General features: G+C 67.8%; 19 protein-coding genes and 1 pseudogene. 6 read left to right on the forward strand and 14 right to left on the reverse strand.

Annotated elements, in window-relative coordinates:
* Nucleotide 1: 1 nt before the first annotated feature.
* Nucleotides 2-421 carry a WXG100 family type VII secretion target gene (locus tag ACL03I_RS27110; protein WP_412807257.1) on the reverse strand — a complete coding sequence of 140 codons (420 nt, stop codon included), beginning with the start codon at nucleotides 419-421 and terminating at the stop codon, nucleotides 2-4.
* A 114-nt stretch (nucleotides 422-535) separates the two neighbouring features.
* Nucleotides 536-640: pseudogene (gene rpsN / locus ACL03I_RS27115) on the reverse strand (type Z 30S ribosomal protein S14); the annotation flags it as partial.
* Nucleotides 641-743: 103 nt separating this feature from the next.
* Here rpsN and ACL03I_RS27120 point away from each other — a divergent pair.
* Complete coding sequence (locus ACL03I_RS27120; protein ID WP_355076106.1) at nucleotides 744-1,562, forward strand: alpha/beta fold hydrolase; 819 nt, start codon at nucleotides 744-746, stop codon at nucleotides 1,560-1,562.
* 306 nt (nucleotides 1,563-1,868) lie between these two features.
* On the opposite strand, the gene ACL03I_RS27125 is transcribed toward ACL03I_RS27120, so the two are convergent.
* Nucleotides 1,869-2,807: an AraC family transcriptional regulator gene (locus ACL03I_RS27125; protein ID WP_412807258.1), complete on the reverse strand. Its 939-nt coding sequence runs from the start codon at nucleotides 2,805-2,807 to the stop codon at nucleotides 1,869-1,871.
* A 132-nt stretch (nucleotides 2,808-2,939) separates the two neighbouring features.
* Here ACL03I_RS27125 and ACL03I_RS27130 point away from each other — a divergent pair, with 132 nt between their 5' ends.
* Complete coding sequence (locus ACL03I_RS27130; RefSeq protein ID WP_355076102.1) at nucleotides 2,940-3,632, forward strand: NAD(P)H oxidoreductase; 693 nt, start codon at nucleotides 2,940-2,942, stop codon at nucleotides 3,630-3,632.
* 259 nt (nucleotides 3,633-3,891) lie between these two features.
* On the opposite strand, the gene ACL03I_RS27135 is transcribed toward ACL03I_RS27130, so the two are convergent.
* From ACL03I_RS27135 to rplN, 5 genes are all read right to left on the reverse strand, one after another.
* Nucleotides 3,892-4,473: a Uma2 family endonuclease gene (locus ACL03I_RS27135; protein ID WP_412807259.1), complete on the reverse strand. Its 582-nt coding sequence runs from the start codon at nucleotides 4,471-4,473 to the stop codon at nucleotides 3,892-3,894.
* Nucleotides 4,474-4,596: 123 nt separating this feature from the next.
* Nucleotides 4,597-4,782, reverse strand: coding sequence for a type Z 30S ribosomal protein S14 (locus ACL03I_RS27140; RefSeq protein ID WP_014981705.1), 186 nt, complete (start codon nucleotides 4,780-4,782; stop codon nucleotides 4,597-4,599).
* A gap of 4 nt (nucleotides 4,783-4,786) precedes the next feature.
* Nucleotides 4,787-5,350, reverse strand: coding sequence for a 50S ribosomal protein L5 (gene rplE / locus ACL03I_RS27145; protein ID WP_355076098.1), 564 nt, complete (start codon nucleotides 5,348-5,350; stop codon nucleotides 4,787-4,789).
* A 1-nt stretch (nucleotide 5,351) separates the two neighbouring features.
* A complete protein-coding gene (gene rplX / locus ACL03I_RS27150; RefSeq protein ID WP_039795507.1) occupies nucleotides 5,352-5,669 on the reverse strand; it encodes a 50S ribosomal protein L24 in 318 nt (105 codons plus the stop codon).
* Nucleotide 5,670: 1 nt separating this feature from the next.
* Nucleotides 5,671-6,039: a 50S ribosomal protein L14 gene (rplN, locus tag ACL03I_RS27155; protein ID WP_039795505.1), complete on the reverse strand. Its 369-nt coding sequence runs from the start codon at nucleotides 6,037-6,039 to the stop codon at nucleotides 5,671-5,673.
* 347 nt (nucleotides 6,040-6,386) lie between these two features.
* Here rplN and ACL03I_RS27160 point away from each other — a divergent pair, with 347 nt between their 5' ends.
* Nucleotides 6,387-8,435, forward strand: a complete 2,049-nt coding sequence (locus ACL03I_RS27160) for a M13 family metallopeptidase (RefSeq protein WP_364430750.1) — start codon at nucleotides 6,387-6,389, stop codon at nucleotides 8,433-8,435.
* A gap of 43 nt (nucleotides 8,436-8,478) precedes the next feature.
* Here the strand turns inward: ACL03I_RS27160 and ACL03I_RS27165 are convergent, their stop codons facing one another.
* Entirely contained in the window at nucleotides 8,479-9,141 is a 663-nt protein-coding gene (locus tag ACL03I_RS27165; protein WP_412807260.1) for a TetR/AcrR family transcriptional regulator, read from the reverse strand.
* Nucleotides 9,142-9,210: 69 nt separating this feature from the next.
* Between ACL03I_RS27165 and ACL03I_RS27170 the strand changes: the two genes are divergently transcribed.
* Both ACL03I_RS27170 and ACL03I_RS27175 read left to right on the forward strand, forming a co-directional pair.
* Entirely contained in the window at nucleotides 9,211-10,671 is a 1,461-nt protein-coding gene (locus ACL03I_RS27170; protein ID WP_412807261.1) for an MFS transporter, read from the forward strand.
* Nucleotides 10,672-10,897: 226 nt separating this feature from the next.
* Nucleotides 10,898-11,287 carry a cupin domain-containing protein gene (locus ACL03I_RS27175; protein WP_355076089.1) on the forward strand — a complete coding sequence of 130 codons (390 nt, stop codon included), beginning with the start codon at nucleotides 10,898-10,900 and terminating at the stop codon, nucleotides 11,285-11,287.
* 216 nt (nucleotides 11,288-11,503) lie between these two features.
* Here the strand turns inward: ACL03I_RS27175 and ACL03I_RS27180 are convergent, their stop codons facing one another.
* Together ACL03I_RS27180 and ACL03I_RS27185 are read right to left on the reverse strand one after the other, a co-directional pair.
* On the reverse strand, nucleotides 11,504-12,634 hold the full coding sequence (locus ACL03I_RS27180) for an MAB_1171c family putative transporter (protein WP_412807262.1): 1,131 nt from the start codon (nucleotides 12,632-12,634) through the stop codon (nucleotides 11,504-11,506).
* A gap of 64 nt (nucleotides 12,635-12,698) precedes the next feature.
* A complete protein-coding gene (locus tag ACL03I_RS27185) occupies nucleotides 12,699-14,489 on the reverse strand; it encodes an MFS transporter (RefSeq protein WP_412807263.1) in 1,791 nt (596 codons plus the stop codon).
* A 149-nt stretch (nucleotides 14,490-14,638) separates the two neighbouring features.
* Here ACL03I_RS27185 and ACL03I_RS27190 point away from each other — a divergent pair, with 149 nt between their 5' ends.
* The gene (locus ACL03I_RS27190; RefSeq protein ID WP_355076083.1) at nucleotides 14,639-15,619 is read left to right on the forward strand and encodes an ABC transporter substrate-binding protein; all 981 of its coding nucleotides are present in this window, start codon (nucleotides 14,639-14,641) and stop codon (nucleotides 15,617-15,619) included.
* Nucleotides 15,620-15,928: 309 nt separating this feature from the next.
* On the opposite strand, the gene ACL03I_RS27195 is transcribed toward ACL03I_RS27190, so the two are convergent.
* The 3 genes from ACL03I_RS27195 to ACL03I_RS27205 form a co-directional block, all read right to left on the reverse strand.
* Nucleotides 15,929-19,429: a non-ribosomal peptide synthetase gene (locus ACL03I_RS27195; protein ID WP_412807264.1), complete on the reverse strand. Its 3,501-nt coding sequence runs from the start codon at nucleotides 19,427-19,429 to the stop codon at nucleotides 15,929-15,931.
* Nucleotides 19,430-19,516: 87 nt separating this feature from the next.
* On the reverse strand, nucleotides 19,517-20,572 hold the full coding sequence (locus tag ACL03I_RS27200) for an MAB_1171c family putative transporter (RefSeq protein ID WP_412807265.1): 1,056 nt from the start codon (nucleotides 20,570-20,572) through the stop codon (nucleotides 19,517-19,519).
* Nucleotides 20,573-20,681: 109 nt separating this feature from the next.
* Nucleotides 20,682-25,691: an amino acid adenylation domain-containing protein gene (locus ACL03I_RS27205; protein WP_412807266.1), complete on the reverse strand. Its 5,010-nt coding sequence runs from the start codon at nucleotides 25,689-25,691 to the stop codon at nucleotides 20,682-20,684.
* Nucleotides 25,692-25,711 lie beyond the last annotated feature (20 nt).

The following is a 25,711-nucleotide window of genomic DNA, read 5'->3' on the forward strand; positions in this document are numbered from 1 at the left end:
CTCAAGGCAGATCGAGCGAGCTGACGCCCGCCGCGAATGATTGATCGGCGCCGCGCACGGTGTCCGCGGTAATTCCCAGCTTCTCCGCCAGCTCGAACAGCGCATCCCACACCTGCACCGCCCCTTGATGGAACTCTTCCCATCCGGCCGCGAAAGCGCCTGCGTTGCTACCGGTCCAGCTCTCCAGCAAGTCGCGGACATCGGTCTCCAATGCCGAATACCCGTCCCGACACTGAGTGGCGACATCGAAGGCCAAGCGCCCCAAGGCTTTGACTGCATCGGTATCGACCGACAGCGATGGCTGCTCCCCGACCAACCCTCTGCCCCCTCTGTCACCGAACAGTCCCACCGACAAAGTACTCCGGCCATAGCGACGGGAAAAGCGCTGCCCGACAATGCCGAACGCGAAAACGGCGCTCACCCGGCCTCGGAACACCGAACGACCGCTGCCCCAAACGCGAGCGAGGGCACGGACTCGTATGGAGTCCGTGCCCTCGCTCGCGATGCAGTTGGTGACGCTCAGCCGAGCGCCAGCTCACCAGGAGCTCTTGTGCACGCCCGGCAGGTCGTCGCGGCAGACGTGGCACAGGCCGAGCTTGCGGTAGACCGTATGGGGGCGGCGGCAGCGAACACATCGAGAAATCGGCGCTGCTCGTCGGGAAGCAGGGCACTTACCCGAGAGGTAATCGACTTCATTATCAAGACCCGAGATGATGATGGGCAACCAAGGATTGGAGAAAACGATGCCCTACTTCGAATCGCACGACGGCACCACCCTGCACTACCAGGACTGGGGTACCGGACAGCCGGTGCTCTTCCTGGCCGGTGGCTGGTTGAGCAGCACTTCGTGGGAGCTGCAAATGCTGCCGCTGTCCAAGCAGGGCCTGCGGTGCCTGTCGTATGACCGGCGTGGACACGGCAAGTCGGACTGGGTCGGGCACGGGTACGACTACGACACGCTCGCCGCGGATCTGGCCGCTTTCCTGGACCATCTCGATCTGCGCGACGTCACCGTGGTCGCGCATTCGATGGCGGGCGGTGAGATCGTCCGGTATCTGACCCGGTACGGCAGCGATCGGATCAGCCGGGTCGCGCTGGTATCGGTGACGATGCCGTATTTCGCACAGGCCGAGGACAATCCGAACGGCGTGCCGAAGGCGGTCTTCGATGCGGTGAACGCGGCCCGCGCCGCGGATCGGCCGCTGTGGATGGAACAGAACGCGCAGGCATTCTTCGCGACGCATCTGGGCAACCAGGTGTCTTCGGCGCGGATCGCGTGGATGGTGCAGAAGTGCATGGACTGTTCACTTCTCGCCGCGGACGAGATCATGAATACGATCTACCACGCCGACTTCCGCGACGAGTTGCGCGCGCTCACCGTGCCCACGCTGGTCATCCACGGTGACGCCGACGCCTCGGCTCCCATCGACCTCTGCGGTCGGGTGATCAAGGATCTGATTCCCGGCAACACCTACAAGGAATACCCGGCGACCGGACACGGCATCATGATCTCGCACGCCACGCAGCTCAACGCCGACATCCTCGATTTCATCAAGGCATGAGGCGGTGCGGTAGCGGCGGATACTTGTCCTACCCCCGCCGCTACCACGCGACCCCCGACCAGTGCTTTCGGTACCGGCAGGTTGGCCGAGCCAGCGACTACCGAACCAGGTCGGCGAAGCTGATGTCGCCGAGCGCCACGTGTTCCAGGCGGACGAATCCGTCACGGTGCGGGCGGTACTCGGCGGCGTGGGCGTCGAGGCGAAATTCCCGCACCTCTTCGATGTGTATCGACGACGTCGGAAGTCTTCACTCGGCTCTGCCGATCCAGAACGCGCTGGAGTCGGTCTCGAAGCGGCGGAACCGGTTCACGCTCCGAGACCGGTGGTGGCAGCGCGGAAATCAGTGGGGCGGATACCTCGAAGTCGCTTGAACGCCGCGCTGAAACCGAAAGCGTCCGCATAGCCGACGGCCCTCGCCACCTGCGCCACGGTGAGACTCCGGTCAGCCAGCAGTTCCTCCGCCTCATCCATCCGGCATTCGGTGAGGTACGCCAGGGGCGACTGGCCCATGACCTCGGAGAACCGCCGTGCGAACAGCGCCCGGGATACCCCCGCCTCGGCGGCCAGCGACGCGACTGTCCAACCGGCGGAGGGCTTTCCGTGCATGGCCTCCAACGCCGGCCCGACCACCGGATCGGCCGGCCCTCTGTACCACCCCGGCGCGTCGGCGTCCAGTTCTTCGAACCAGTCGCGCAGCGTGCAGACCAGCGCCCAGTCGAGCAGCCGGTCCATCATCGCCTGCGCTCCGGCCGGACGCCGGGCGGCATCGGCGGCGATCGACTCCATCCACGCGCACACCTCCACGTCGTCGGTCACCACCAGGACGGGCGGTAGAGCACGCAGCAGACGTTCGTGGCGGCGGCCGGAAGCCCGATAGGCGCCGACGATCAGAGCGGTCTCACCGGTGAGGTCGTTCTCCCACCGACCGCCATCGAGCGCGGGATCGCATTTCGCGTCCTGCGCGAAGCAGGCGACCTCGTATTCCTCGTGCGGCAGGCCGACAGTATCGGCGCGGTCGACGAGAACGAACGGTTGCGGGCCGCGCACGATCGCGGTGTCCCCCACTGTGATCCGACGTTCCAGACCGCCCGGCAGTAGTAGTGTCCCCGCACCGCGCAGCACGGTCACCATGGTCAACGGCGCCTCGTCGGCGAACCGGATGCTCCACGGTGCTTCCAAGACCGCGGTGGTGAGCACAGCTCCCTCGGCGCGTATACCGCCCAGCAGTTTGCTCAGAGGATCCACACAGTCGAGTGTAGACGAACTCCTATCGAAGGTAGATCTTCACCCATAGATCGTCCACTGCTCAGGGTATGGAATGGAAACCGGACCGAACAACCGATCGTCCGAAACTCCGGACCAACAGTGGAGGCCACCTTGCCGCACAACCCGACCGTGGACACCGCGATCACCCGCACCGCGCTGGTCGTCGTCGCCCATCCCCGGCCCGATTCGCTGACCGCCCATATCGCCGAACTGGCCATCCGGCGGCTCACCACGGACGGCTACCGGATCGACCTGCTGGACCTGCACGCCGAGAACTTCGATCCCCGGATGACCGCCGCCGACCTTCCGGAATGGGGCAACCGGGAGAAGGCCTACTCCCCCGAGGTCGAGAGCCATATGGGGCGCATCCTCGGCGCCGACGTGATCGTCGCAGTGTTCCCGGTGTACTGGATGCAGGTCCCGGCGATTCTGAAGGGCTGGATCGATCGGGTGTGGAACTACGGATTCGCCTATGGCCGCAGCAAATCCCGGCTCGCGGGCAAGCGGATGCTGTGGCTGGGACTGGCGGGCGTGGCAGACGACGACGCGCTCGTCGGACCCATGCAGGATGCGCTCAGCGCGCAACTCGACGACGGCATCGCCTACTACTGCGGACTCGCGCGGTCATCGGTGGGATTGTTGCCCGGCGCGGAAGAGAAGCGGCAGCGCCTGGATGCCGCGGGCAACCTGCTACTCGACGAAGCCCTCACCGGCGCGGCGCGCGAAGCGCACTACGCGGAGTTGGAGAACCGGGCGCTGGGCTTCGTCGACGAATTCCTCGCCGCCGACCGGGTTTCGGCCTGACCCGGAGCCCGTCCGTAAACGCGGAGGCCGACATCTGCGCTCGCTGCTTCGAATGGCGGGCTTATCGACCCAACGGATGATCGCCGTCGGTAATCGCGCGGACCGAGGGAGCCTTTTCCGGCGTCCCGGCGGCGGTCCCTGGAGGGAAGATTCACGCCTGGCTTCCCACGAACGGCCTGTCGCCGCTGGATCCACGGGATTGTCCGCGTGTTGCCACCCGGACGGTCCTGATAGGGCTCGAGGGACTGGCGGCCAGCGACTACCGAACCAGGTCGGCGAAGCTGATGTCGCCGAGCACGACGTGTTCCAGGCGGACGAATCCGTCACGGTGCAGACGGTGCAGACGGTACTCGGCGGCGTGGGCGTCGAGGCGGAATTCCCGCACCTCTTCGATGTCGAACTTGGTGTCGAGGACAACGACCAAGTAGAGCGGAATGCCCGCGCGCGCGTACTGAACCTTCTTGTCCAATAGGTCTTCGGCGGCGGTGGGCGGTGAAGACACCTCGACGACGATCAGCACGTCGCCGGCTTCCAGCTTCGCTCCGCGCTCGGGCAAGCAGCAGTACACCGTTACGTCCGGTCGCCGGAACGTGAACTTCGGTATCCGCCACAGCACCACATCGATATCCGTCTCGACGCGGATGCACGGTTCGGTGCTCGGCAACTCCTCCATCGAACTGGCCAAGCGGCGTGCGACGCGATTGTGCTCAGGAACCGGAGATTCGCAGAAGATCACATGTCCGTGGACAACCTCGATCTCACGCGCGACACCTTCCGGCAGTCGGCGATACTGCTCCTCGGTCATCTCATGCGGCAAGTGGTCCGGTGACTGGATCGTCATGCCCGAAGCCCAGCTAGTCAGTCGTGGTGAAATCATGATCAAGGATGCAAGCGAGGGCACGGACTCGGGTGAGTCCGTGCCCTCGCTCGAAATTCAGTTGTCGACGCTCAGCCGAGCGTCAGCTCACCAGGAGCTCTTGTGCACGCCCGGCAGCTCGCCGCGGTGCGCCATCTCGCGCAGGCACACGCGGCAGAGGCCGAACTTGCGGTAGACCGCGTGGGGGCGGCCGCAGCGCTGGCAGCGGGTGTAGGCGCGGACAGCGAACTTCGGCTTGGCGTTGGCCTTGTTGACCAGTGCTTTCTTAGCCATGTGCTCAGTTCTCCTTGAACGGGAAGCCGAGGTGCTTGAGCAGGGCACGGCCTTCTTCGTTGTTGGTCGCGGTGGTCACCACGGTGATGTCCATACCACGCGGACGGTCGATCCGGTCCACGTCGATCTCGTGGAACATCGACTGCTCGCTCAGGCCGAACGTGTAGTTGCCGTTGCCGTCGAACTGCTTCGGCGACAGGCCGCGGAAGTCGCGGATACGCGGCAGCGCGATGGAGACCAGGCGGTCGAGGAACTCCCACATGCGGTCGCCGCGCAGGGTGACCTTCGCGCCGATCGGCATGCCCTCACGCAGCTTGAACTGCGCGATGGACTTGGTCGCCTTGCGGATCTGCGGCTTCTGACCGGTGATCAGGGCCAGGTCCTCGACGGCGCCGTTGATCAGCTTCGCGTCGCGGGCGGCGTCGCCGACACCCATGTTGACGACGACCTTCACCACGCCCGGGATCTGCATCACGTTGGCGTAGGAGAATTCCTTGTTCAGCGCGTCCTTGATCTCTTCGCGGTAGCGCTGCTTCAGCCGGGGCTGCACTTTTTCGGTCGTGGTCATGTCAGATGTCCTTCCCGTTCTTACGGGAGATCCGGACCCGCTTGCCGCTCTCCTCGTCGGTCCGGTAGCCGACGCGGGCCGGCTTGCCGTCGGAGTCGACGACCATCACGTTGGAGACGTGGATGGGGGCTTCCTGGGTCACGATGCCGCCCGAGGAGGCGCCGCGCTGGTTGGCGGAGTTCGCGACGTGCTTCTTGATGCGGTTCACGCCCTCGACGAGAACCCGGTTCTCCTTCGGGTAGGCCTGGATGACCTTGCCCTTGGCACCCTTGTCCTTGCCCGAGATGACGAGCACGGTGTCGCCCTTGTGCACCTTCATGTCAGAGCACCTCCGGGGCCAGCGAGACGATCTTCATGAACTTCTTGTCGCGCAGCTCGCGGCCCACCGGGCCGAAGATGCGGGTGCCGCGCGGGTCGTTGTCCGCCTTGATGAGCACGGCCGCGTTCTCGTCGAACTTGATGTAGGAACCGTCCGGACGACGGCGCTCCTTGGTGGTGCGCACGACGACGGCCTTGACGACGTCACCCCGCTTCACGTTGCCGCCGGGGATGGCGTCCTTCACGGTAGCGACGATGATGTCGCCGATACCGGCATAGCGACGCGACGAACCGCCGAGAACGCGGATGCAAAGGATCTCCTTCGCGCCCGTGTTGTCGGCGACGCGCAGTCGCGACTCCTGCTGAATCACTTCAGCGTCCTCCTTGACCTGGACGTATGTGCACGCCGGATTGCCGACCCGACGGGCATGGTCGGTCGCCCTCCGGACGCGCGCCTGCCAGCGGTTTTCTCGGTTCGAGCCAGAAACGCGGAACCAACCACTGGGGGTTCACTGCCGGATTGCGGGCACAGCTCCCGCAGGCAACCGGTCTAGTGTATGGGAATCCGCAGGTCGTTCCCAAATCGGGGGTGGTCGCCGGCCCGCACGACGACGCTCGTCCCCAATCCGGGCCGGACCGGCGCCGCGCCGGTAGCCTCGTGTCCTGCAAGGCTGCCTTCGTACACCAGCGGCACCGCCGCGTCGGGGAGAGGATTCTCGTGACATCTACCGGTCGGCCAGCGAAGCTGGATCGTCGTGCCTTCCTGATCGCCCTCGGAGCCGTCCCGGCCGCCGCCGCGCTGGTCGCCTGTTCGGACGACACCGAACCCGCGAGCAGGACGCTGACCGGCGTCGATCTCAGCGGAGCGGACGAGACGATACGGCCGCAGGACGACCTGTACCGGCACGTCAACGGGAAATGGCTGCGGGAGTACCAGCTGCCGCCGGACAAGGTCAGCTACGGCTCGGGCAGCGAGGCGGGCGAGCGCACCGAGCAGCAGTTGCGCGAGATCATCGACGGTATCCACGACCCGAAGCCCGGCTCGGAAGAACAGCAGATCAGGGATCTCTACGACGCCAGGGTGGACTGGGACGAGATCGAGCGGCTCGGCATGACGCCGCTGGCGCCGCTGTTCGCCAAGATCGATGGCGCCGCTACCAAGCCGGAGCTGGCCAAGGTGATGGCCGAGTTGCCGATCGGCGGGCTGATCGGGCTCGGCATCGGCGTCGACCGGAAGAATTCCAACGCCTACATCCCCTCGGTCGGCCAGTCCGGACTCGGGCTCGGGGAGCAGTACTACCGGAAGCCCGAATACGCCGAGGTGCTCGGGCAGTACCGCACCTTCCTCGAGCGCGTCGCCGCGGGCGCGGGTTGGGCCGACCCGGCCGGTGTCGCTCAGCGCGTGTTCGATCTGGAGAAGCGCATCGCCCCCGCGCACTGGGACAACGTACGCAACCGCGACACCGACGCGACCTACAACGTCTACAGCTGGACCGATATGACCGCGCTCGCCCCGGGCTTCGACTGGGATCCGTGGCTGGCGGGCAACACCGACCGCCCACGCGAGTTGTTCGCGACGATCGTGGTCAACCAGCCGTCCTTCATCACGGCAGCGGGTCAGCTGTGGACCGAGGTGGACATCGCCACGTGGCGGGACTACTTGAAGTTGGCCGTGTTGCGGGAGTTCGCGCCCTATCTGCCGAAGGCCGTCAACGACGCGAATTTCGACTTCAAGGGCCGGATTCTCAACGGACAGGACGAGCGCCCGGAACGCTGGAAGTACGGCGTGAGCATCGTCGACGACAAGCTCGGCGAGCAGCTCGGGAAACTCTATGTGGCCAAGCATTTTCCGCCGGAAGCCAAGGATCGCGCCAAGGAGATGCTCGCCGACGTGATCGCGGCCTACCGGGAGAACTTCACGAATTCGACGTGGATGTCACCTGCCACCAGGGCGGCATCGCTGGCGAAGCTGGACAAAATCGATCCCAAGATCGGTTATCCGGACAAGTGGGTCGACTACTCGAAGCTGAAGATCACCAAGGGCAAGCTGATCGAGTCGTTGCTCGCCATCAACGAGTTCGAGGTCAAGCGGACGTTCGCGCGCCTGGGCACGCCCGTCGACAAGACCGAATGGGGGATGTCGCCGCAAACGGTGAACGCCTACTACTCCGCGACGTCCAACCAGATCGTCTTCCCGGCCGCTTACCTTCAGCCGCCCTTCTTCGACAAGGACGCTCTGCCCGCGGTCAATTTCGGCGCGGTCGGGTCCACCATCGGGCACGAGATCGGCCACGGCTTCGACGACCAGGGCTCCAAGTACGACGGCGACGGCAACCGCCGCGACTGGTGGACGCCAGAGGATCGCGCCGCGTTCGACGCCAAGGCCAAACAACTGGTCGACCAATACAACGCGCTCGTCCCTGAGGGGCTGGAGCCGAGCCAGCACGTCAACGGCGAACTCACCTTGGGCGAGAACCTCGCCGATCTGCGCGGACTGCAGATCACGCTGGCCGCCTTCCGCATCGCCGAGAAGCGCCGCGGGATCGACAATCCCGACTACCGCACCATGTTCCTGTCCTGGGCCCGCAGCTGGCGTGAGAAGCAGACGAAGGAACTCACCGTCCGCTATCTCAGCATCGACACCCATTCCCCCAACGAATTCCGCTGCAATCAGGTCGTGCGCAATCTCGACGAGTTCTACAGGGCTTTCGAGCTGAAAGAAGGCGACAAGTTGTACATGCCGCCCGATCAGCGGGTGACATTCTGAGCGAAGCGAGGTTCGAGCCTGCCCGTCGCGGCGGGCTCGATCGCTATGCGGACCGGAGCAGACCGTCGATGAGCGCGGCGAGGCCCAGATCGTAGGTGTCCTGAGCGGCCAGGGACAGGTAGTCGGAACCGAGAGCGGCCAAGCGGGGGAAGCTGTCGGCGTCGAGGTCGGCGAAGACTTGTGCGCGGAAGGTGGGACGGTCCTCCGCGGCCCTGCGGGCGGATCGGGCGCGCACGATGAGGTCGCCCGCCGTGTAATGCCAGATGACGCGGTACGCCTGGGCGGCGCGGTCCAGCGGTAGACCTCCCGCGACGAATCCGTCCACGATGGATTCGCTGACCCAGAGCGCCGAAACTCCCAAAAGGTCGTCGGCGGTGAGGATTTCGACGATCCACGGCCGTGCGGCGAGCACGTCGTGCATGGCGCGCGCCGCGACGCGGACGCGCTCGCGCGGCTCCTCCGGCAGGTCCGGCCACGCCACCTGGTCGGCGTACTCGTTGAGCAGTAGGCGCAGCAGGTCTTCCTTGTCCCGGACGTGGTGGTAGAGCGCCATCGGCGTGCAGCCGAGTTCGGTGGCGAGGCGGCGCATGGTCAGCTTCGCCACGCCCTCGGCGTCGATCACCGAATTGGCCGCCGCGAGGATCTCCGCTCGGGAGATACGCGCAGGTCGGCCGGTGCGTTGTGGCTGCGACGACGAACTCGGCATCCGTCCATCTTCGCCCATCCGCAGAACCGGGTGTGGACACGGGGCGACTCGCGCGGTTACTTTCTATACATGTATAAAAACTCTCGCGGGCGGCCCGGCGTCGCTCTGACGGCGGTGGCCGTCGCGCAGTTCATGGTCGTGTTGGACATGGCGGTGGTGAACGTGGCGCTGCCGGCCATCCGCGCCGATCTGGGCTTCGCGCCGGTCGATCTGGCCTGGGTGGTGCACGTCTACGCGCTGACTTTCGGCGGGTTCCTGCTGTTGGGCGGAAAGGCGTGCGACCTGTTCGGGCGGCGCAGGTTGTTCACCGGCGGGCTCGTTATGTTCGGCCTCGCCTCGCTGGTGGGCGGATTCGCGCAGCAGCCATGGCAACTCGTCGCCGCGCGGGCCGTCCAGGGACTCGCGGCGGCGGCCGTGGCGCCCGCAGCCTTGGCCACGTTGACCACGACATTTCCGGAAGGTCCCGCCCGGGTGCGAGCGCTCGGCGTGTGGAGCGCGGTGAACGCGGCGGGCGGCGCGATCGGCGTGCTGGTGGGCGGATTGCTGACCGAGTACGCCAACTGGCGCTGGGTGATGCTCGTCAACGTCCCGATCGTGGTGATCGCATCGGTCGCGGCGGTGGCCGGTGTGGCGGCCGATCGAGTGAGCAGGCGAGCGCGGGTCGATGTGCCGGGCGCCGTCCTGGCCACCGGCGGAATAGGTTTGCTGGTGGTCGGCGTGGTGCGGACCGAACACCACGGTTGGTTCTCCGCCGCCACAGCCCTCACACTCGGGGCCGGTGCGATGCTGCTCGCGGCGTTTCTCGCGGTCGAGGCGCGTACGTCGACACCATTGGTTCGGCTCGGACTCTTCGGCAACCGCTGGGTGGCCGGAGCGAATGTGTTCGTATTCTTGGCCGCGGCGGGCCAATTCAGCGCGTTCTATCTGCTGTCGCTGTACCAGCAGCAGGTCCTGGGCATGAGCGCGGGCGCGGCGGGTGCGGCTTTCGTGCCGTTCTCGCTCAGTGTCATCGTCGGGACGGTGGTGGCCACTCGCGTGGGTGGCCGCCGGTCCCCGAAAGCGGCACTCGTCATCGGCGGGGTGCTCACCACTGCGGGTATCGGCTGGTTCGCTTTCATCAGCGCCGACGGCAGTTTCCTCGCCGATGTTCTAGGACCCTCGCTGCTGGGCGGCTTCGGCCTCGGACTATGCCTGGCTCCCGTGGCCGCCGCCGCGAACATGGGCGTCGCGCCCCACGAAGCGGGAATGGCTTCCGGGGCCTTCAACAGCGCGCGGCAGCTGGGTGGATGTGTCGGGGTGGCCGCACTCGCCACCGTCGCGGCGGCGCGCACCGGAGACAGCGTCGCGCCCGCGGCGCTGAACGACGGTTACGCCCTCGCGCTGTGTTGCGCGGCGGGACTTTTCGCCGTTGCGAGCGTCGTCGCCGCGACTGTGCTGCCGAGGACGCACCGCACGATTTCCACGCACAGAGCAGACGTGGTTCGACCCAAAGCCGAACTATCCGAGGAATTTTCCGCCGCGCGACCATAAGACAGCGCAACCGCCCCGAGAGCCCGGACGGGTCGGATTGCGCCGAGTGCTCTGCACTGACCGCGCACCGAGCCGCTACCACCGGACCTCGCTGCTGCCGATCCGCATTGGTGCGGCATGGATCCGATGCCGGAATCCATGCCGCGCACGGCGATCCCCCACTTCGTTCCGGCACCGCCCTTGATCGGCCCGGAAAGTCTCATCCAATCCGACGAGAGGAAGCATCATGAATCAGGCCCCGATCGACTTGTTCCACCGCGCCATCCATTTCGGCCATGACGGCCACGTAGCAGCCGGTGAACGACGGATGAGCACCGGCGACGGCGACTGGCAGCTCGCGACGTTCCACGTCGAATCCGATGCCGACGTGCACGCCGACCACTGGGAAGTCCATCCCGGCAGCGACGAAGCGGTGTGCTGCCTGACCGGCGCGTTGCGTCTCTACCTGCGACCGGAGCACGCGGGCGACGACGAGACGATGGTGCGCCTCACCGCGGGCACCGCGTTCGTCGTCCCCCGCAACCGCTGGCACCGCATCGAACTCGACGAACCCTCCGACATCATGTCCGTCGGCCTGCGCAACGAGACCCGCCAGGAGCCCGTCACCGCACGGTGATCCGCCCCATCGGTGCTCGCGCATGGATCGCGTGTGCGAGCACCGCGGGGTCTGATCACCGCCGGCCTTGCCCGCACCCGGCGGTCGGGCCGCGCGAGCGACCGATCCATGACGTACCGACCGGGATACATACGGTAGGAGCCGAATCCGGGCGCCGAGTGGCCCGGGCGGAACGATCATGTCCGTCGATTCGCCGTGTCGCCGAGACACGTCCGGCTATCGGGACACCGCCGCGATTGTGGAAAACCGCGCCGTGTCCGACCGATAGCCCACGGCCGCGACGGCTTCCGGCCATACACGCGCCAATTCGAGCAGGAACCGGAACTCCGCCGCGCGATCGCGAGCCTCCCCATGCGCCGCGCCCGCAGCCATCGAGCCGGGAGTGGGTGTGTCACCGTCGCGTTTGGCTCGCACGGCCAGCGCGACCTGGAGGGCAGAGCGACGCGCATCGTCGCGACCGGCGGGCGAGCCGGCCTCGGGCAAAGCGGGTACATACGGTCTCAGGTGTAGCAGCGCATCCCAGATCTCGACGGTCATCCGATAGAGCCGGGACGTGGCTTCCCTCGGCGCGGAACCGTCCTCCGCCAGAACCACTTCCGGCACCACGGCGGTGAGATCTCGCCACAGCGGCCGCAACCTACGGCAGTCACGGCCGGTCCGATCCAAGCCCGTTCGCGCCAGCAGCGCCGTGACCAGGGGGATCATGGTCAACAGGGTGACGGCGGAGAACGTGAGAACCGCCGCGACGGCCCACACCTTGCCCGGCTGGCTCGGAGGCGTACCGGTGAGCGCGCGACCTACCATGATCGTCATCGAGATCAGCCAATAGGTCGCGAACGCCAGCAGTACCGCGAACGTCAGCTTCTCTCTGATCGAAACGCCTCTGGCGCGCAGTTCGCGAACGCAGGCGCGGGCGAAGAGCAGCCCACAGAGACCTCCGGGGAGCGCGGACATCGTCCATACGATTTCGACATAGTCCAACTGCCAGGCCCACCGCAGGATCGGCGTGGCGACGATCAGCGAAACAACGGCAGCGACCGCCGTCGCATCGTATCGCCGCTGACGCAGGTGGACGGTTGCCGCATCGGCACCGTCGACAAGCCTGGCCAGCCCGTAGAAACTGCCGAGCGCCAGGAGACCGCAGCCGAGGTAGAGGCGCGGCCCGAACTCGGGACGGCCCACCGCGACGGTGACCTCGTACAGCAGCAGACCTAGCAGGTTCCAGCTGAACGTGCGGTTGATCAGCCGATCGGTAGCCGTCTCGTCGACGAGCACCCACCGCCCGGCGGTCATGAGCGCGACGAATACGACAACCGACAGCACCACTGGAGTCGGAACAGCGTTCATCGCGATCGACCGTATGCCGTCGCTCGGCGTGGGGCCAGCCCGGGCGCGAAACCGCCGCGGCGTTTCAGCGCACGGGCACCGCGGCGGACGCGTCCTGCGTGACCCGATCGGCTTCGGCGAGTTCGGCGGCCTCGTCGTAGACGTACTTCTCGCCGATGAACCACGACGCCACGGCCGCCAGGAGCATCATCACCGCCGCCGAGACGAACACCACGAGCAATCCGGAGTGGAACGGGCCGGTGAGCAGGTTCGGGAAGAACTCCTGGCCCGTGAGGGTTTCGGCGTTGACGCCTGGCTTGTCGAGTTCACCCGACGGTCCGAGCAGCTCCTGGATCGGGTTGTAGCCGAGGAACGCGGCGAACATGCTCGCCACCGGCGGCATGCCGGCGAGTTCGGCGGCGGCTCCAGCGGAGACGCCCTGTGCGCGCAGACCGGAGTCCAGCGCCGATGGCAGGCTCGCCGCCAGTCCGAGGACCATCAGGGAGAAGAAGATTCCCATGGACAGCGCGTTGCCGCCGTTGAAGAGGGTGCCGCGCATCCCGGAGGCCGCGCCGCGCTGGGCGGCGGGAACGCTGGACATGATGGCGGCGGTGTTCGGCGAGAAGAACAGCCCGCTGCCGATGCCGTTGAGCACGGTGATCGACGCGAACAGCCAGTAGTCGAAGTTCACCGGGATGACCAGCAGCAAGATGAAGGTCGCGCCGGTCAGCAACGCGCCTCCGGTGGTGAACAGCCGGGGCCCGTAGCGATCGGACAGCCAGCCCGAGATCGGGCCTGCGGCGAGGAAGCCGATGGTCAACGGCAACAGGTAGATGCCTGCCCACAGCGGGGTGGACTCGAAGTCGTACCCGTGCAGCGGAAGCCAGATGCCCTGTAGCCAGATGATGAGCATGAACTGCATGCCGCCACGTCCGATCGAGACCATCAGATTGGCGAAGTTGCCGAGACCGAAGGCGCGGTGGCGGAACAGGCCCAGGTGGAACATCGGATCGGGGACCTTCGTCTCCACTACGCAGAACGCGACCAGCAGGAGAAGGCCGCCGAGTACAGCGGCCAGCACCCACGGGCTCGTCCAGCCGGTCGCGTGGCCGCCGTAGGGCTGGATGCCGTAGGTGATGCCGGTGAGCAGCGCCGTGAGTCCGAGACCGAAGGTGATGGTGCCCGCCCAGTCCAGTTTGCCCGAGGTCCGGATGCCGACCTCGTGCAGCGAACGATAGGACCAGACCGCGCCGAGAACGGCGATCGGGACACTGACCCAGAACACCGCACGCCAATCCCATTCCGACAGCACGCCGCCGATGAGCAGGCCGAAGAACGAACCGGCCACCGCGGCGACCATGTTGATGCCGAGCGCGGTGCCGCGCTGGCTCGCGGGGAAGGCATCGGTGAGGATCGCCGAGGAGTTGGCCGTCAGCATCGCGCCGCCGACGCCCTGGACGACGCGCCAGACGATGATCCACAACGCGCCCGCGCCCCCGTGCCACGGATCGAAGGACAAGGCGACCGCCGACAGCGCGAAGATGGTGAAGCCCAGGTTGTACACCCGCACCCGGCCGAAGATGTCGCCGAGCCGTCCGAACATCACCACCAGCACGGCGGTGGCGAGCAGGTAACCCATCAGCATCCACAGCAGGTACCCGACATTGCCCGCCTCGAGTGGGTTGAGCCCGACGCCGCGGAAGATCGCGGGCAGCGAGATCAGCACGATCGAGGAATTGATCGCCGTGAGCAGGACACCCAGCGTGGTGTTGGTCAGAACGATCCACTTGTAGCGCGGATGGTCCCGGTCGTAGCGCAACCGGCGCCGGATGGTTCGGACATCACCCGGATCGACTTCGATGGATGGATTCGTCACGGACAGCCCCTCACCAGATAGTTACCACGGCAAACTATATAGTTAGCCGATGTAACCATCAAATGGAGCCGCATCCGCCGAGCACCGATACCACCCGGGAGCTACATAGGTTAGCCTTGGCTAGCTTGCTTGGAAGGAAGGTGCGGCAGATGAACTCTGTTCGGACGCGCGGCCGTTGGTCGCGGGCGGCGCTGACGGTGCTGACGGGAGTCCTCGCCCTCGGCCTGGCCGCGTGCGGATCGGCGGAGGACGACTCGGCGTCCGGCGGCGAACAGGTGACCATCCACCACGCCCGCGGCGAGACGACCGTCGAAGGCACCCCGAACAAGATCGTCGCCCTCGGCAACCAGTGGCTGGACACCACGCTCGCGCTCGGCGTGGTGCCCGTCGGATACCTCGACAATGTCGCGATCGCCTCCAAGAGCACCCCGCCGTGGGAGCCGGGGAGCCTCGCATCGGCGAAGGCGCTCACCAGCACTGGGAACCTCGCCGAACAGGTCGCCGCGCTGGAGCCGGACCTGATCCTGGTCGATCCGTTCATCGCCGACCAGAAGACCTACGACGAACTCTCTCGCGTCGCGCCCACGTTGCCCGCCCTGAGCAAAGCGGCGGTAGCGCCCTGGCAGGACCAGATCACCACCCTCGGCAAGGTGCTGCACAAGCCGGACGAGGCGAGCAAGGTGATCGCGAAGGTGGATGACAAGGTCGCCGCGATCGCCGCCGCGAACCCCGGATTGAAGGGCAAGACGTTCGCCAGTACCTGGCTGGCCGGTCCGGCACAGCTCATGGTGTTGACCGACCCCGACGACGGATCGTCGAAGGTCTTCACCCAATTGGGTCTCGGCATTCCGAAGAACCTCACCGACCTGCCCGCCAATCAGGGAAGGCTGGCCCTGTCCCCGGAGCGGGTCGACGAATTGACCGCCGATCTCTTGCTGGCCGGCTACGCCCCCGGCTTGGACGAGAAGTTCCGGCAGCTACCCGGCTACGCCGACCTGCCCGCGGTCAAGAAGGGCTCGGTCGTGTTCCTCACCACCCAGGAGATCAGCGCCGTGAACACGCCGACGGCGCTCTCGGTGCCGTACATCCTCGACAAGCTGGAACCCGCCTTCGCCGCTGCGGCGAAATAGCCGCCGCGTCAGTCGACTCGGCCCGGCACGCGGTGGTACGCGCTGCTTGCCCGCCGCCGCATGTCCACAGCGGGACCCGATCGGCTGTGTGGGAATGACCCACTCGACCGCGTCCACGGCGACAGACTGCGCCCGCGCGCTCGGAGCGGCGTCCGCGCTGGGGCGACGCGAGCCTGCGGCGACGCCCCTCATCAGGATCGATCCGGAGAGGAGCGCGGACAGTCCACAGGTCCGCCTGCGGACCGAAGACCGCCGGGCGCGCTCACCGATCGGTGCGTCGTGGACAACCGCGCTGCCTGCCAACCGCTTTCACGTCTGCGCGAGGATCTCCTCGTCCGTCATCGCGGCGACCTCGAGGTAGAGCCGGGCCACCGCGGACAGCCTGCCGTCCGCGCCGTGCCGAATCTCGCGTTCCCGCAGGCACTCGGCCAGCCGGGCGACGGTGCGTGCGGCGAACAGGTCCGCGACCAGCGCGTACTCGGCTTGCAACCACTCGCGCACGCGGGCGATGACGGTCGTGGCGAGCACGGAATCGCCGCCGCGGCCGAAGAAGTCGTCGTGCACGCCGATCGCATCGATGCCGAGGACGGTCGCGACGATGTCGGCGACCGCGGCCTCCACGTCGTCGCGTGGGGCGGTCTCCCGGTCCTCCCCCACCCCTGGCTCGAGCAGGGCGACCACGGCGCGGCGGTCCAATTTCCCATTGGCGGTCAACGGCATCTGCTCGAGGAGCTCGATCCGAACGGGAATCATGTAACCGGGCAACAGGTCCGCGAGCGCCGTAGCGATGTCGCCGATCTCGTCCAGGTCACCCGCGACGGCGGCGACCAGCTTGGGTGCGCCCGCACCGACGACCGCCGCGACGGCGTGCCGGACGCCGGGCACCGTGCGCAACGCGGCCTCGACCTCGCCGAGTTCGACCCGGTATCCGCGGATCTGGACCTGGTGGTCGGCACGGCCGAGGAATTCGATCGTGCCGTCGGGCCAGTACCTGGCCATATCGCCGGTCTTGTACCAGCGGATGCCGTCGTGTTCGACGAAGCGTTCCGCGGTGCGCTCCGGGTCGTTGCGGTAGCCGGCGGCGACACCGACGCCGCCGACCCACAGTTCGCCCGGCACCCAGTCCGGGCAGTCGCGGCCCGCGGGAGAGACGACGCGGCATCGGACGTTGCGCAACGGAACGCCGAACGGCACGGTCGCCCAGTGCGCGGGCGGTTCACCCGTCACCTCGCAGATGGTGGTGTGGATGGAGGTCTCGGTCGCGCCGCCGAGTCCGGCGAATCGGCAACCCGGCGCCTGCGCCGACAGCCTGCGAGCGAGATCCGCGCCGACCCAGTCCCCGCCGAGGATGGCCGCGCGCAGCGAATCGCCCAGCTGATCACCGCCGATCTCCAGGATCATGTCCAGCATGCTCGGCACGCAGTTGAGAATCGAGACCCGATGTGTGCGCAGCAGTTCCACCCAGCTGGACGGGTCGGCGCGCTGTTCCGGATCGACGGTCACGACCGCGCCGCCCACCGCGAACAAGCCGAAGATGTCGTAGACCGAGAGGTCGAATTCCAGGGCGGACAGGCCCAGCGAGCGGTCGGCGCCGCCGACGCCGAACCACTCGTTCAACGCGTCGATGGTGTTCATCGCGCCACGGTGTGGGATCTCGACACCCTTGGGCACGCCGGTCGATCCGGAGGTGAACAGCACGTAGGCGATATCGCCGGTGTCCGGGTAGACGGGGGCCGCGAGCGGCTCCGGATAGGCACTGGCCGCGTCGATGGACAGGCACGTGATCGGTGCGCCCAGGTCCGCGCCCTCGACCGTCAGCGCCGCGTGGACACCGCCGGTGCGGAGGATCTCCGCCCGGCGGCCTGCAGGCTGATCGAATCCGATGGGCACGTAGGTCGCCCCGGCGGCGAGCACACCGAGCACGGCGGTGACCTGGTCCGGCCCCTTCGGCAGCGCGACGGCGACCGCGTCGCCCGGCTCCACGCCCTCGGCGCGCAAGGCCCCCGCCACCGCCAGCGCGCGAGCGGCCAACTCCCCGTAGCTCCAGGCGCCTCGGCCGTCGCCCAGGCCCCAGACCACGGCGGGCGCTTCGGGATTCGCCGCCGCGTTGTCGAAGAACCCCTGGTGCAGGGACCGCCCGCTGACCGGGCCGTCGGTGGCGTTGACCGCGGCGCGCACCGCGGCCTGGTCGACCGGCAGCCGCACGGCGGCCTCCGCGTTCCACCCTGCCGCCCCGTCACCGAGTCGCCCGATCGCCGCGCGGTACCAGGCGAACATGGCGTCGATCATGCCGTCGGGGAAGGCCGACGCGCGCACGTCCCAGTTCAACAGCAGCCCGCCGCGGACCTCGGTGACCTGCGCGTCGAGCAGTACCTGCGGGCCCTGCGAGATGATCCACACGGGCTCGCCGAAGGTCTCGGTGACCGTGTCGGCGAACAGCTCGCCCAAGTTCAGCGCGCTGGTGTAGACGACCGGGGCCAGCACGGGTTCACCGCGATGCCTACCCAGATCCCGCAGCACTTCGAGCCCGGAATACGCGGTATGCGCACCGCTTTCGTGCATGCCGCGCTGTAACGTGCGGGCGCGCTCGGTGACCGACATGCTGTCGGTGACGTCCACCTCCAGCATGATCGAGGACGTGAAGTCGCCGATCACCCGATCGATGTCGGGGTGCACCGGATCCCGATGGAACAGCGGCACATTCAGCAGGAATCGGCTCTGCGCTGACCAACCGCCGATGGTCTCGGCGAATACCGCGGCCAGCGCCATGGCCGGAGTGATGCCGCGCTCGTGTGCGGCGGCGAGCAACCGCTGTTTGGCTTCCGGCTCCAGCCAGTGGTCGTAACGCACGGTGCGATTCGGGTCGGTGCGCTCACTCACCGGCACGGTGGGAAGTTCCGGCGCGCCCGGCAGTTCCGGCAGCCGCTCCTGCCACCACTGCCGGTCGCGCTCGCGAGCGGCGCCGTCCCCCTGGTGCTCGGTGCGGTGCCTGCGATAGGTGTAGCCGGGGACCGGCACGGCCCTCCCGTGGTACAGCTCGGCCAGATCGGCGATCAGGACCCGGTAGCTCATGGCGTCGCCCGCGAGCATGTCGACATCCAGGTGCAGTCGACTGCGGTCCGCGTCGCGCAAGGTGAGCGTGACATCGATGACCTGACCGTCTTCGATGGCCAGACGCTGGTGGGTCTTGCGGTCACGCAGCTCGGCGAGCGCGGCGTCGGCCGCCTCGGGCGACCGATCACGCAGGTCGACGACCTCGAACACCGGCCTACCAGGGGCGGTCATGGTCTGCTGGGTGCCATCCGGCAGGAACCTGGTGCGCAGCATGGGATGGGTGGCGACCAGATCGGCCACCGCGCGCTCCAGCCGCTCCGGATCGATACGGCCGCCGTCGAATTCGATGTACAAGTGCGCCGCGACGCCGCCGAGCTCTTGTTCGTCGGAGCGGCCGATCCAGTACGCGTGCTGCATGGTGGCCAAGGGGAAGGGCGCCGCCTCGTCGTCCGCGGTCGCCACCGGCACGACGGTCACCGGGCCTGCCGCCCGCCCGACCGCACTCGCGCCGAGCAGACCGTGCCAGGAAGCGACCGTAGGGCTGGCCGCCAGCTGAGCGAAGTTGATGTCGGCGCCGCGTTTGCGCCAGCCGCCCGCGAGCTTCATGGTGCGAATCGAGTCCAGCCCCAGTTGGATGAGGTCGTCGTGATCGGCGATCTCCGTGGCGGCGAGGCCCAGTTGGTCGGCCACCGCGGACCGGATCTCCTCCCGGCCGATGTCCACCGTTCCTTCTGCCCGACGCTGTGTCGACTCCATCGCGCTGCCACTCCTTGTCTGCCGCCGGAACCGGCGGTCTGGACTGCTGGGGCACAGCTTAGCCGACCCTAAATAGGTATGCCTAACCTACATCGGCGCGTGCTTCGGCCATTCCCGCGCCAATTCGAGTAATTGCCGCAAGCCGTTGGCACGATCGTGACCACCGGTCGCCACGGTGGCGAACGGAGCGGTCGGTGTGACCGGACGCAGCCCGGCGGCTCGGGACCGGATGGCGTGGGCGATCTGACGGGCGTAATCGCCGACGCCGTGACCCGCGTCGGCGGCCTCCCGCCCCGGCGCGGGCGACGGCATATACGGCTTCAAATGCAAAAGCGCGTCTTGGATCTCCACCGTCATCCGATAGAGCCGGGACGCCGCGCCGCCGTCTCCGTCGTCGGACCGACTCAACACGACCTCTGGGACGGCGGCGGTCAGGTCACACCACAGCGGACGCAGACGGCGGCAGCGCCGACCGGTCTTGTCCAGCCCCGCGCGCGTCAGCACGGCAGTGAAAAGCGGTATCGCCGTGAGCGTCGCGATGATCAAAACACAGAAGAAGGACGAGTTCGCCAGCACGTTCCCCGGATGGCTCGGCGGGACGCCGAAGAGCGCGCGGACCACGGTGACCACTGCCGCCGCGGCCCAATAGACCGCGAGGAACAGCAGCGCCGAATACGTCAGCTTCTCCTTCGTCATCCGCGCGGCGGTGCGCAGCTCTCGGAGACTGGCATGTGCGACCAGATATCCGCTGGCCACCATGGGCAGCTCCGACAACGTCCACACGATCTCGTCCAAACCGACGTGCAGCACGTTCCGGGCGAAGGGCGAAAAGATCAATGTCAGAATCGAACTCACGGCGGCGACGGCGGCGTAGATCTTCTGCCGTCGCAGCATGACCTCGGGGTCCGCACCCGCCGCCAGTTGCGCGAGCACCAGGACGACGGCGGTGGTCATCAGTCCGCAGCACAGGAACAGTCGCTGCCCGAGTTGCGCGGCCCCTGCCGCCGCGGCGGCGACATAGAGCGCCAGACCGCACAGATTCCACGCCCACGCATGGTTGATCATGCGATCGGTGACACTGTCCGCGACCAGGAACCACCGGCCGACCGTGATCGCCGCGATAGTCAGAATGACCGGGAACATGATCCAAACAGACACCGAATCCATCGAGGTGCAACCCTAATCGTCGCTGCCCCCAGCTCCAATGGCAGTGCGCCGGTCGCGGTATCCGACCGTGACCGGCTCACCCGAATCAGCGTTGCGCGGACCAGGATTCGCGCAGCATGGCCAACGCGTCACCGGACAGGCCCGAGGCCGACATCGGCTCGTACCGGTGCTCCTCCCGCGCCGGCGCGCCCGCCGCCTGCTCGGCGGCCGCGTCGACGGCCGCCGCCAGTTCGTGCAGCGTGAAGTGTTCGAAGATCAGCTGCGGGGTGAGCGCAAGGCCCGCCTCGCCCGCTCGCGCGGCCCACTGGATCGCGATGACGCTGTCTCCGCCGAGCGCGAAGAATCCGTCCGTGCGGTCCACGTCGGTGATCTCCAGCAGTTCCTCCAACAGCGCCGCCAGAGCGCGCTCGGTCTCGGTCTGCGGCGGGCCCGCCTCGGCCTCGCCGACCGTGGCCTCGGACGCCGCGTGGCGCACAACGGTACGCACGGTGTCCCAGCCCTGCGGCGCGAGATTCGATTCCCGCACCGCGGTATCGGGTTTCGTGGCGAACGCGGTCAAGATCCGCACCAGCGTGTCGGCGAATTCCTCACCGGAGGCCGGGTCGTACAGCTCCGAGTTGACCACCACCCGCACCAGCAACTCGCCACCGGGTTCCAGCAAGAAGTCCAGGTGGAAGTCCATGAACGCGGCGTCGTACCGCGGCGTGAGCGGGGTCAGCGTGGTCTCGGCGGTGAAGCCGACGGTCGGCGCGGTGCGCCCGAACTGCATGATCACCTGGAACAGCGGATTGCGGCCGAGTACCCGGGGCGGGTTGAGCGTTTCCACGATCCGCTCGAACGGCACGTCCTGGTGGTCGAGAGCGCCGAGCGCCGATTCGCGCACCCGCTGGAGCACGGTTCGCGGCGACGGGTCGCCCGAAAGATCGTTGCGCAGCACCATCATGTCGGCGAACAGGCCGATCAGCCGGTCCACCGACCGCCAGGGCCGATTGGCGACCGTCGCGCCGATCGGCACGTCGTCACCGCCGCCGAGGGTGTGCACCAGCACCGCGGCCGCTGCCTGGCACAGCATGAACTCGGTCGCGCCGGTCGTCTCCGCCAGCGATCGCAGTGCCTGCCACGTCTCGGCCGCGACGATCCGGGTCGCGCTGACACCGGCATGGCCCAGCCGCGCGGGACGCGGGCGGTCGTGGCCGACCGCGATCTCCACCGGCAGGCCCGCCAAGGCCGCGCGCCAGTAGTCGAGTCGCGCTTTGCCGTATTCGCTCAGATCGTCGCGGCCGGGCGCGTGGTCGAAGGTATCGCGTTGCCACACCGCGAAGTCGGCGAAGTGCAGCGCCGGTTCCGGCCAGGACGGAGCCGTGCCGCTCACCCGCGCGCGGTAGGCGACGGTGAGGTCCTCGAGGAAGACCCGGCACGATTCCCGGTCGGTGACCATGTGATGGGTCAGCACCGACAGCACGTGGGTCCGCTCGTCCAGAACGAACAGGTGCAAGCGGAGCAGCGACTCCCCGGCCAGGTCGAACACATGGTTCGCCTCGGCCGCCAGCGCCTCGTCCAGGCGAGCGCCGTCGAGCGCGGTGCGGGGCAACTCGACCGGTCCCGCCGGGGCCACCCGCTGGTACGGCGTGCCCTCGTGCTCCGGGAAGCTGGTGCGCAACGACTCGTGACGGGCGATGACGTCGCCGAGCGCCGCAGTGAGCGAGGCGATGTCGAGTTCGCCGTCGAAGCGGATGGCGAACCGGAAGTTCTCCCACCCGAACGGGCCTTCCAGCTTGCGCCGCAGCCACAGCGCCCGCTGCGAGTACGACAGCGGAATACGTTCGGGGCGCGGTCGTTTCGTCGGCATCGCGGTGTTGTCACCGGAGGGCAGGCCGGTGGGAACGACCTCGTCGAGGTTCTCGCCGAACCGATCGTGGTACCGGGCGACCAGATGCGCGGCGAGCCCGGCGACCGTCGGGGTGTCGAACGCCGCGCGCACGTCGATATCGATCCCGAACGTGTCGCGCACCAGGGCGACCAGCCGGGCCGCGAGCAGGGAGTGGCCGCCGAGTTCGAAGAACGAGTCGTCGGCGCCAACTCGCTCGGTGTCGAACAGCTCGCCGTACAGCGCGGCGAGCCGGATCTCGGTGGGCGTTTCCGGCGCCCGATACGTGCGGGTCTGCGTCAGCACCGGCTCCGGCAGCGCGCGGCGATCGAGCTTGCCGTGGGCGCTCAACGGCACTTCATCGATCACGGCGAAGGCCGCGGGGACCATGTGCTCGGGCAGCGTCGCCGCGACCGTCGCGCGCACCTGCTGGAGGTCGATCTCGCTTCCCGGCGCGGGCACCAGGTACGCGGCCAGGATCGGGCCGAGCCGCTCGTGCTCGGTGACGATCGCGACGCACTGCGCGACGCCGGGGTGATCGGCTACCGCGGCCTCCACCTCACCTAGTTCGATGCGGAAGCCACGCACCTTCACCTGTTCGTCGGCACGGCCGACGAATTCGATCTCGCCTTCGGCGGTGCGCCGGGCGAGATCGCCGGTGCGGTACAGCCTGCCGCCGGGTAGGAAGGGGTCGGCGACGAACCGCTCCGCGGTCAGGGCTTGCCGATCCAGGTAACCGCGCGCGAGCTGGCGTCCGCCCAAGTAGATCTCGCCGATCACGCCCGGCGGGACCAGCCGCAGCGAGTCGTCGAGCAGGTAGACGTAGACGTTGCGGTTGGGGAATCCGATCGGCACGATCCTGGTGCCCTGCGGCCCGTCGACCGGCATGGACGTCGAGCACACCACCGCTTCCGTCGGCCCGTAGTGGTTGCGCAGGTCGGCGTCGAATTGCGCGGCGAACCGGTCGGCGATCTCGCCGGGCAGCGCCTCGCCGCCGACCGGCACATGCCGCAACGCCCGCCAGTCGTTCGCCTCGGGAAGCATGAGGAAAGTGGCCAGCAGTGAGGGCACCATGTGCAGCACGGTGATCCCGTGGCGGGCGATCAGCTCGGCGACGTACGGAATATCGCGGTAGGCGTTCGGTTTCGGGACGACGATGCTCGCGCCCGCGATCAGCGGCAGAAAGATGTCGGCCAGCGACGCGTCGAAGCTCACCGAGGTGGCCTGCAACACCCGCTCCGGGACGGAGGCGTCCCAGTCGGCGGCGAAGTTCACCAGGTGATCGGCGATCGCGTCGTGCGGCACGGGCACGCCCTTGGGCTGTCCGGTGGAGCCCGAGGTGTAGATCACGTAGGCGATGTTCGACGGGCGCAGCGGCGACTCGCGTTCGGCGTCGGTGGGATTCGTGTCCGGCGCGTCGACCGCCTCGGTCATCGCCGCCGCGATCGCTTCGGCGTCGAACGACAGCGCCGGACGCGCGTCCGACAGCAGATAGTCGATGCGGTCCGGTGGATAGGCCGGATCGATCGGCAGGTACGCGCCACCCGACTTCAGTACCGCGAGGCTCGCGATGATGAATTCGATGGAGTTCGCCATGCGCAGCGCGACGAGCTGCTCGGCGCCGACGCCGCGCCGGATCAGCCAGTGCGCCAGGCGATTCGCCCGCCGGTTCAGCTCGCCGTAGGTGAGTTCGGCTTCGTCGGATACCACCGCGACGCGATCGGGGGTCGCCGCGGCCTGCCGCTGCACCAGCTCGACCAGCGTTGTCGCGGGCGCGTCGACGAGCGGACCGTGCGATGCCGCGACGATGTCCGCTCGGTCGGCGGCGCCGAGCATGTCGATCGCGCGGACCGGCTGCCGTGGATCGCGCATCGCGTCGGTGAGCAATGCCAGGTAGTGGCGCAGCAATTGCGCCACCACCGACCGGTCCAGCTCGTCGACGAGGTAGGTGGCCTCCACGCGCGCGCCCGCGTCGTCGAGGACGACCATCAGTCCCAGCGGCTCCTGCGCGACCGTGCTTCCCCACGGCAGCTCGGTGGAGCGGACCCCAGCGAGATCGAACCCGTTCGCCCCGCCGCGCACGCTGAAGCTCAGCTGCACGAGCTGGGCCAGGCCGTCACTGCCCGCGATCCGGTCCGAACTCACCTCGCGGACGACCCGTTCGACGCCGATCCCTTGATGCGCGAACGCGTCGCGGGCGGCGTCCCTCGTCACGTCGACCAGCTCGGCGAAGCTGCGCCCCGGACGGATTCGGGCGCGCAACAGTAGCGTGTTGCCGAAATAGCCGATCAGCGCCTCGGCGTCGCTACCGCGGCGGTCGGTCACCGGTACCGCGACGAGGAAGTCGGTCGCCGCGGTGTACCGCTGGACCAGCGCCTGGAAGGCGGCCAGCAGCACCATGAACGGGGTGGCCGAACGGTCGCGCGCGACCTCGGTGACCCGGTCCAGCAGTTCCTGGGGCAAGGGCAGCACGCACTTGTCGGCGTTGCGGGTAGCCGCGCCACCGGCGAGCATTCCGGGCAACTCGAGCCGCTCCGGGAGCGGGGTCAACCGCTCGCGCCAGTACGCCAGGTCGGCGTCGTCTTCGGCGGGCCGCTCGGCGAGCGACACGTCCACGTACTGCGCACGGATCTCCACCTGCGGGTCACCGCGGTAGGCGGCATTGAGCTCGGCGAAGAAGACCGACCAGGAGTCGTCGTCCCAAGCGATGTGGTGGATCGTCAGCACGAGCACGTGTTCGTCCGGACCGGTGCGCGCCAACGTCACTCGCAGCGGCGACTCGGAGGTCAGGTCGAACGGACGCGCGAACTCCCGCCTCGCCAGAACCTCGAGTCGCCTGCCTCGGCCTTCCTCGGAGAGATCCGTGAGATCCTGCTGCTGCCACACCGGCCCCAGTTCGGCGTGTGCCGTTTGATACGGCTCGCCGTCCGCGCCGACGTGATAGGTGGTGCGCAGGATCTCGTGCCGCGCCACGACGGTGTCGAAGGCGGCGCGCAACCGCGCGCTGTCCAACGGACCGTCGAGTCGGTAGCCGACGCAGACGTTGAGCGTGGTGTCCTCCGGCGCGACCGTCTGTACGAACCACATCCGCTGCTGCGCGGACGAGAGCGGAGCCGGATCGCCGGGGCGCCTGCCGCGCGCGGGTCGCGCGGGCGCGGGCGCGAGTTGCTGTTCACGCAGTCGCTGCTGCAGCAGCCGCTTGCGCCGCTCGAGAATCTCGTCTGACATGGTGGGTCCTTCGGACTGGG

It is taken from the genome of Nocardia sichangensis, from assembly GCF_047200615.1.
Taxonomy (GTDB): domain Bacteria; phylum Actinomycetota; class Actinomycetes; order Mycobacteriales; family Mycobacteriaceae; genus Nocardia; species Nocardia sichangensis.

What these genes read in the sequence shown, in the direction of transcription:
- ACL03I_RS27120 (WP_355076106.1), top strand. Translation starts at nt 744, where the DNA reads ATGCCCTACTTCGAATCGCACGACGGCACCACCCTGCACTACCAGGAC.
- ACL03I_RS27170 (WP_412807261.1), top strand. Translation starts at nt 9,211, where the DNA reads ATGTATAAAAACTCTCGCGGGCGGCCCGGCGTCGCTCTGACGGCGGTG.
- rplE (WP_355076098.1), bottom strand. Translation starts at nt 5,350, where the DNA reads ATGACCACGACCGAAAAAGTGCAGCCCCGGCTGAAGCAGCGCTACCGC.
- rplX (WP_039795507.1), bottom strand. Translation starts at nt 5,669, where the DNA reads ATGAAGGTGCACAAGGGCGACACCGTGCTCGTCATCTCGGGCAAGGAC.
- ACL03I_RS27165 (WP_412807260.1), bottom strand. Translation starts at nt 9,141, where the DNA reads ATGCCGAGTTCGTCGTCGCAGCCACAACGCACCGGCCGACCTGCGCGT.
- ACL03I_RS27205 (WP_412807266.1), bottom strand. Translation starts at nt 25,691, where the DNA reads ATGTCAGACGAGATTCTCGAGCGGCGCAAGCGGCTGCTGCAGCAGCGA.
- ACL03I_RS27135 (WP_412807259.1), bottom strand. Translation starts at nt 4,473, where the DNA reads ATGACGATCCAGTCACCGGACCACTTGCCGCATGAGATGACCGAGGAG.
- ACL03I_RS27190 (WP_355076083.1), top strand. Translation starts at nt 14,639, where the DNA reads ATGAACTCTGTTCGGACGCGCGGCCGTTGGTCGCGGGCGGCGCTGACG.
- ACL03I_RS27180 (WP_412807262.1), bottom strand. Translation starts at nt 12,634, where the DNA reads ATGAACGCTGTTCCGACTCCAGTGGTGCTGTCGGTTGTCGTATTCGTC.
- ACL03I_RS27175 (WP_355076089.1), top strand. Translation starts at nt 10,898, where the DNA reads ATGAATCAGGCCCCGATCGACTTGTTCCACCGCGCCATCCATTTCGGC.
- ACL03I_RS27200 (WP_412807265.1), bottom strand. Translation starts at nt 20,572, where the DNA reads ATGTTCCCGGTCATTCTGACTATCGCGGCGATCACGGTCGGCCGGTGG.
- ACL03I_RS27195 (WP_412807264.1), bottom strand. Translation starts at nt 19,429, where the DNA reads ATGGAGTCGACACAGCGTCGGGCAGAAGGAACGGTGGACATCGGCCGG.
- ACL03I_RS27140 (WP_014981705.1), bottom strand. Translation starts at nt 4,782, where the DNA reads ATGGCTAAGAAAGCACTGGTCAACAAGGCCAACGCCAAGCCGAAGTTC.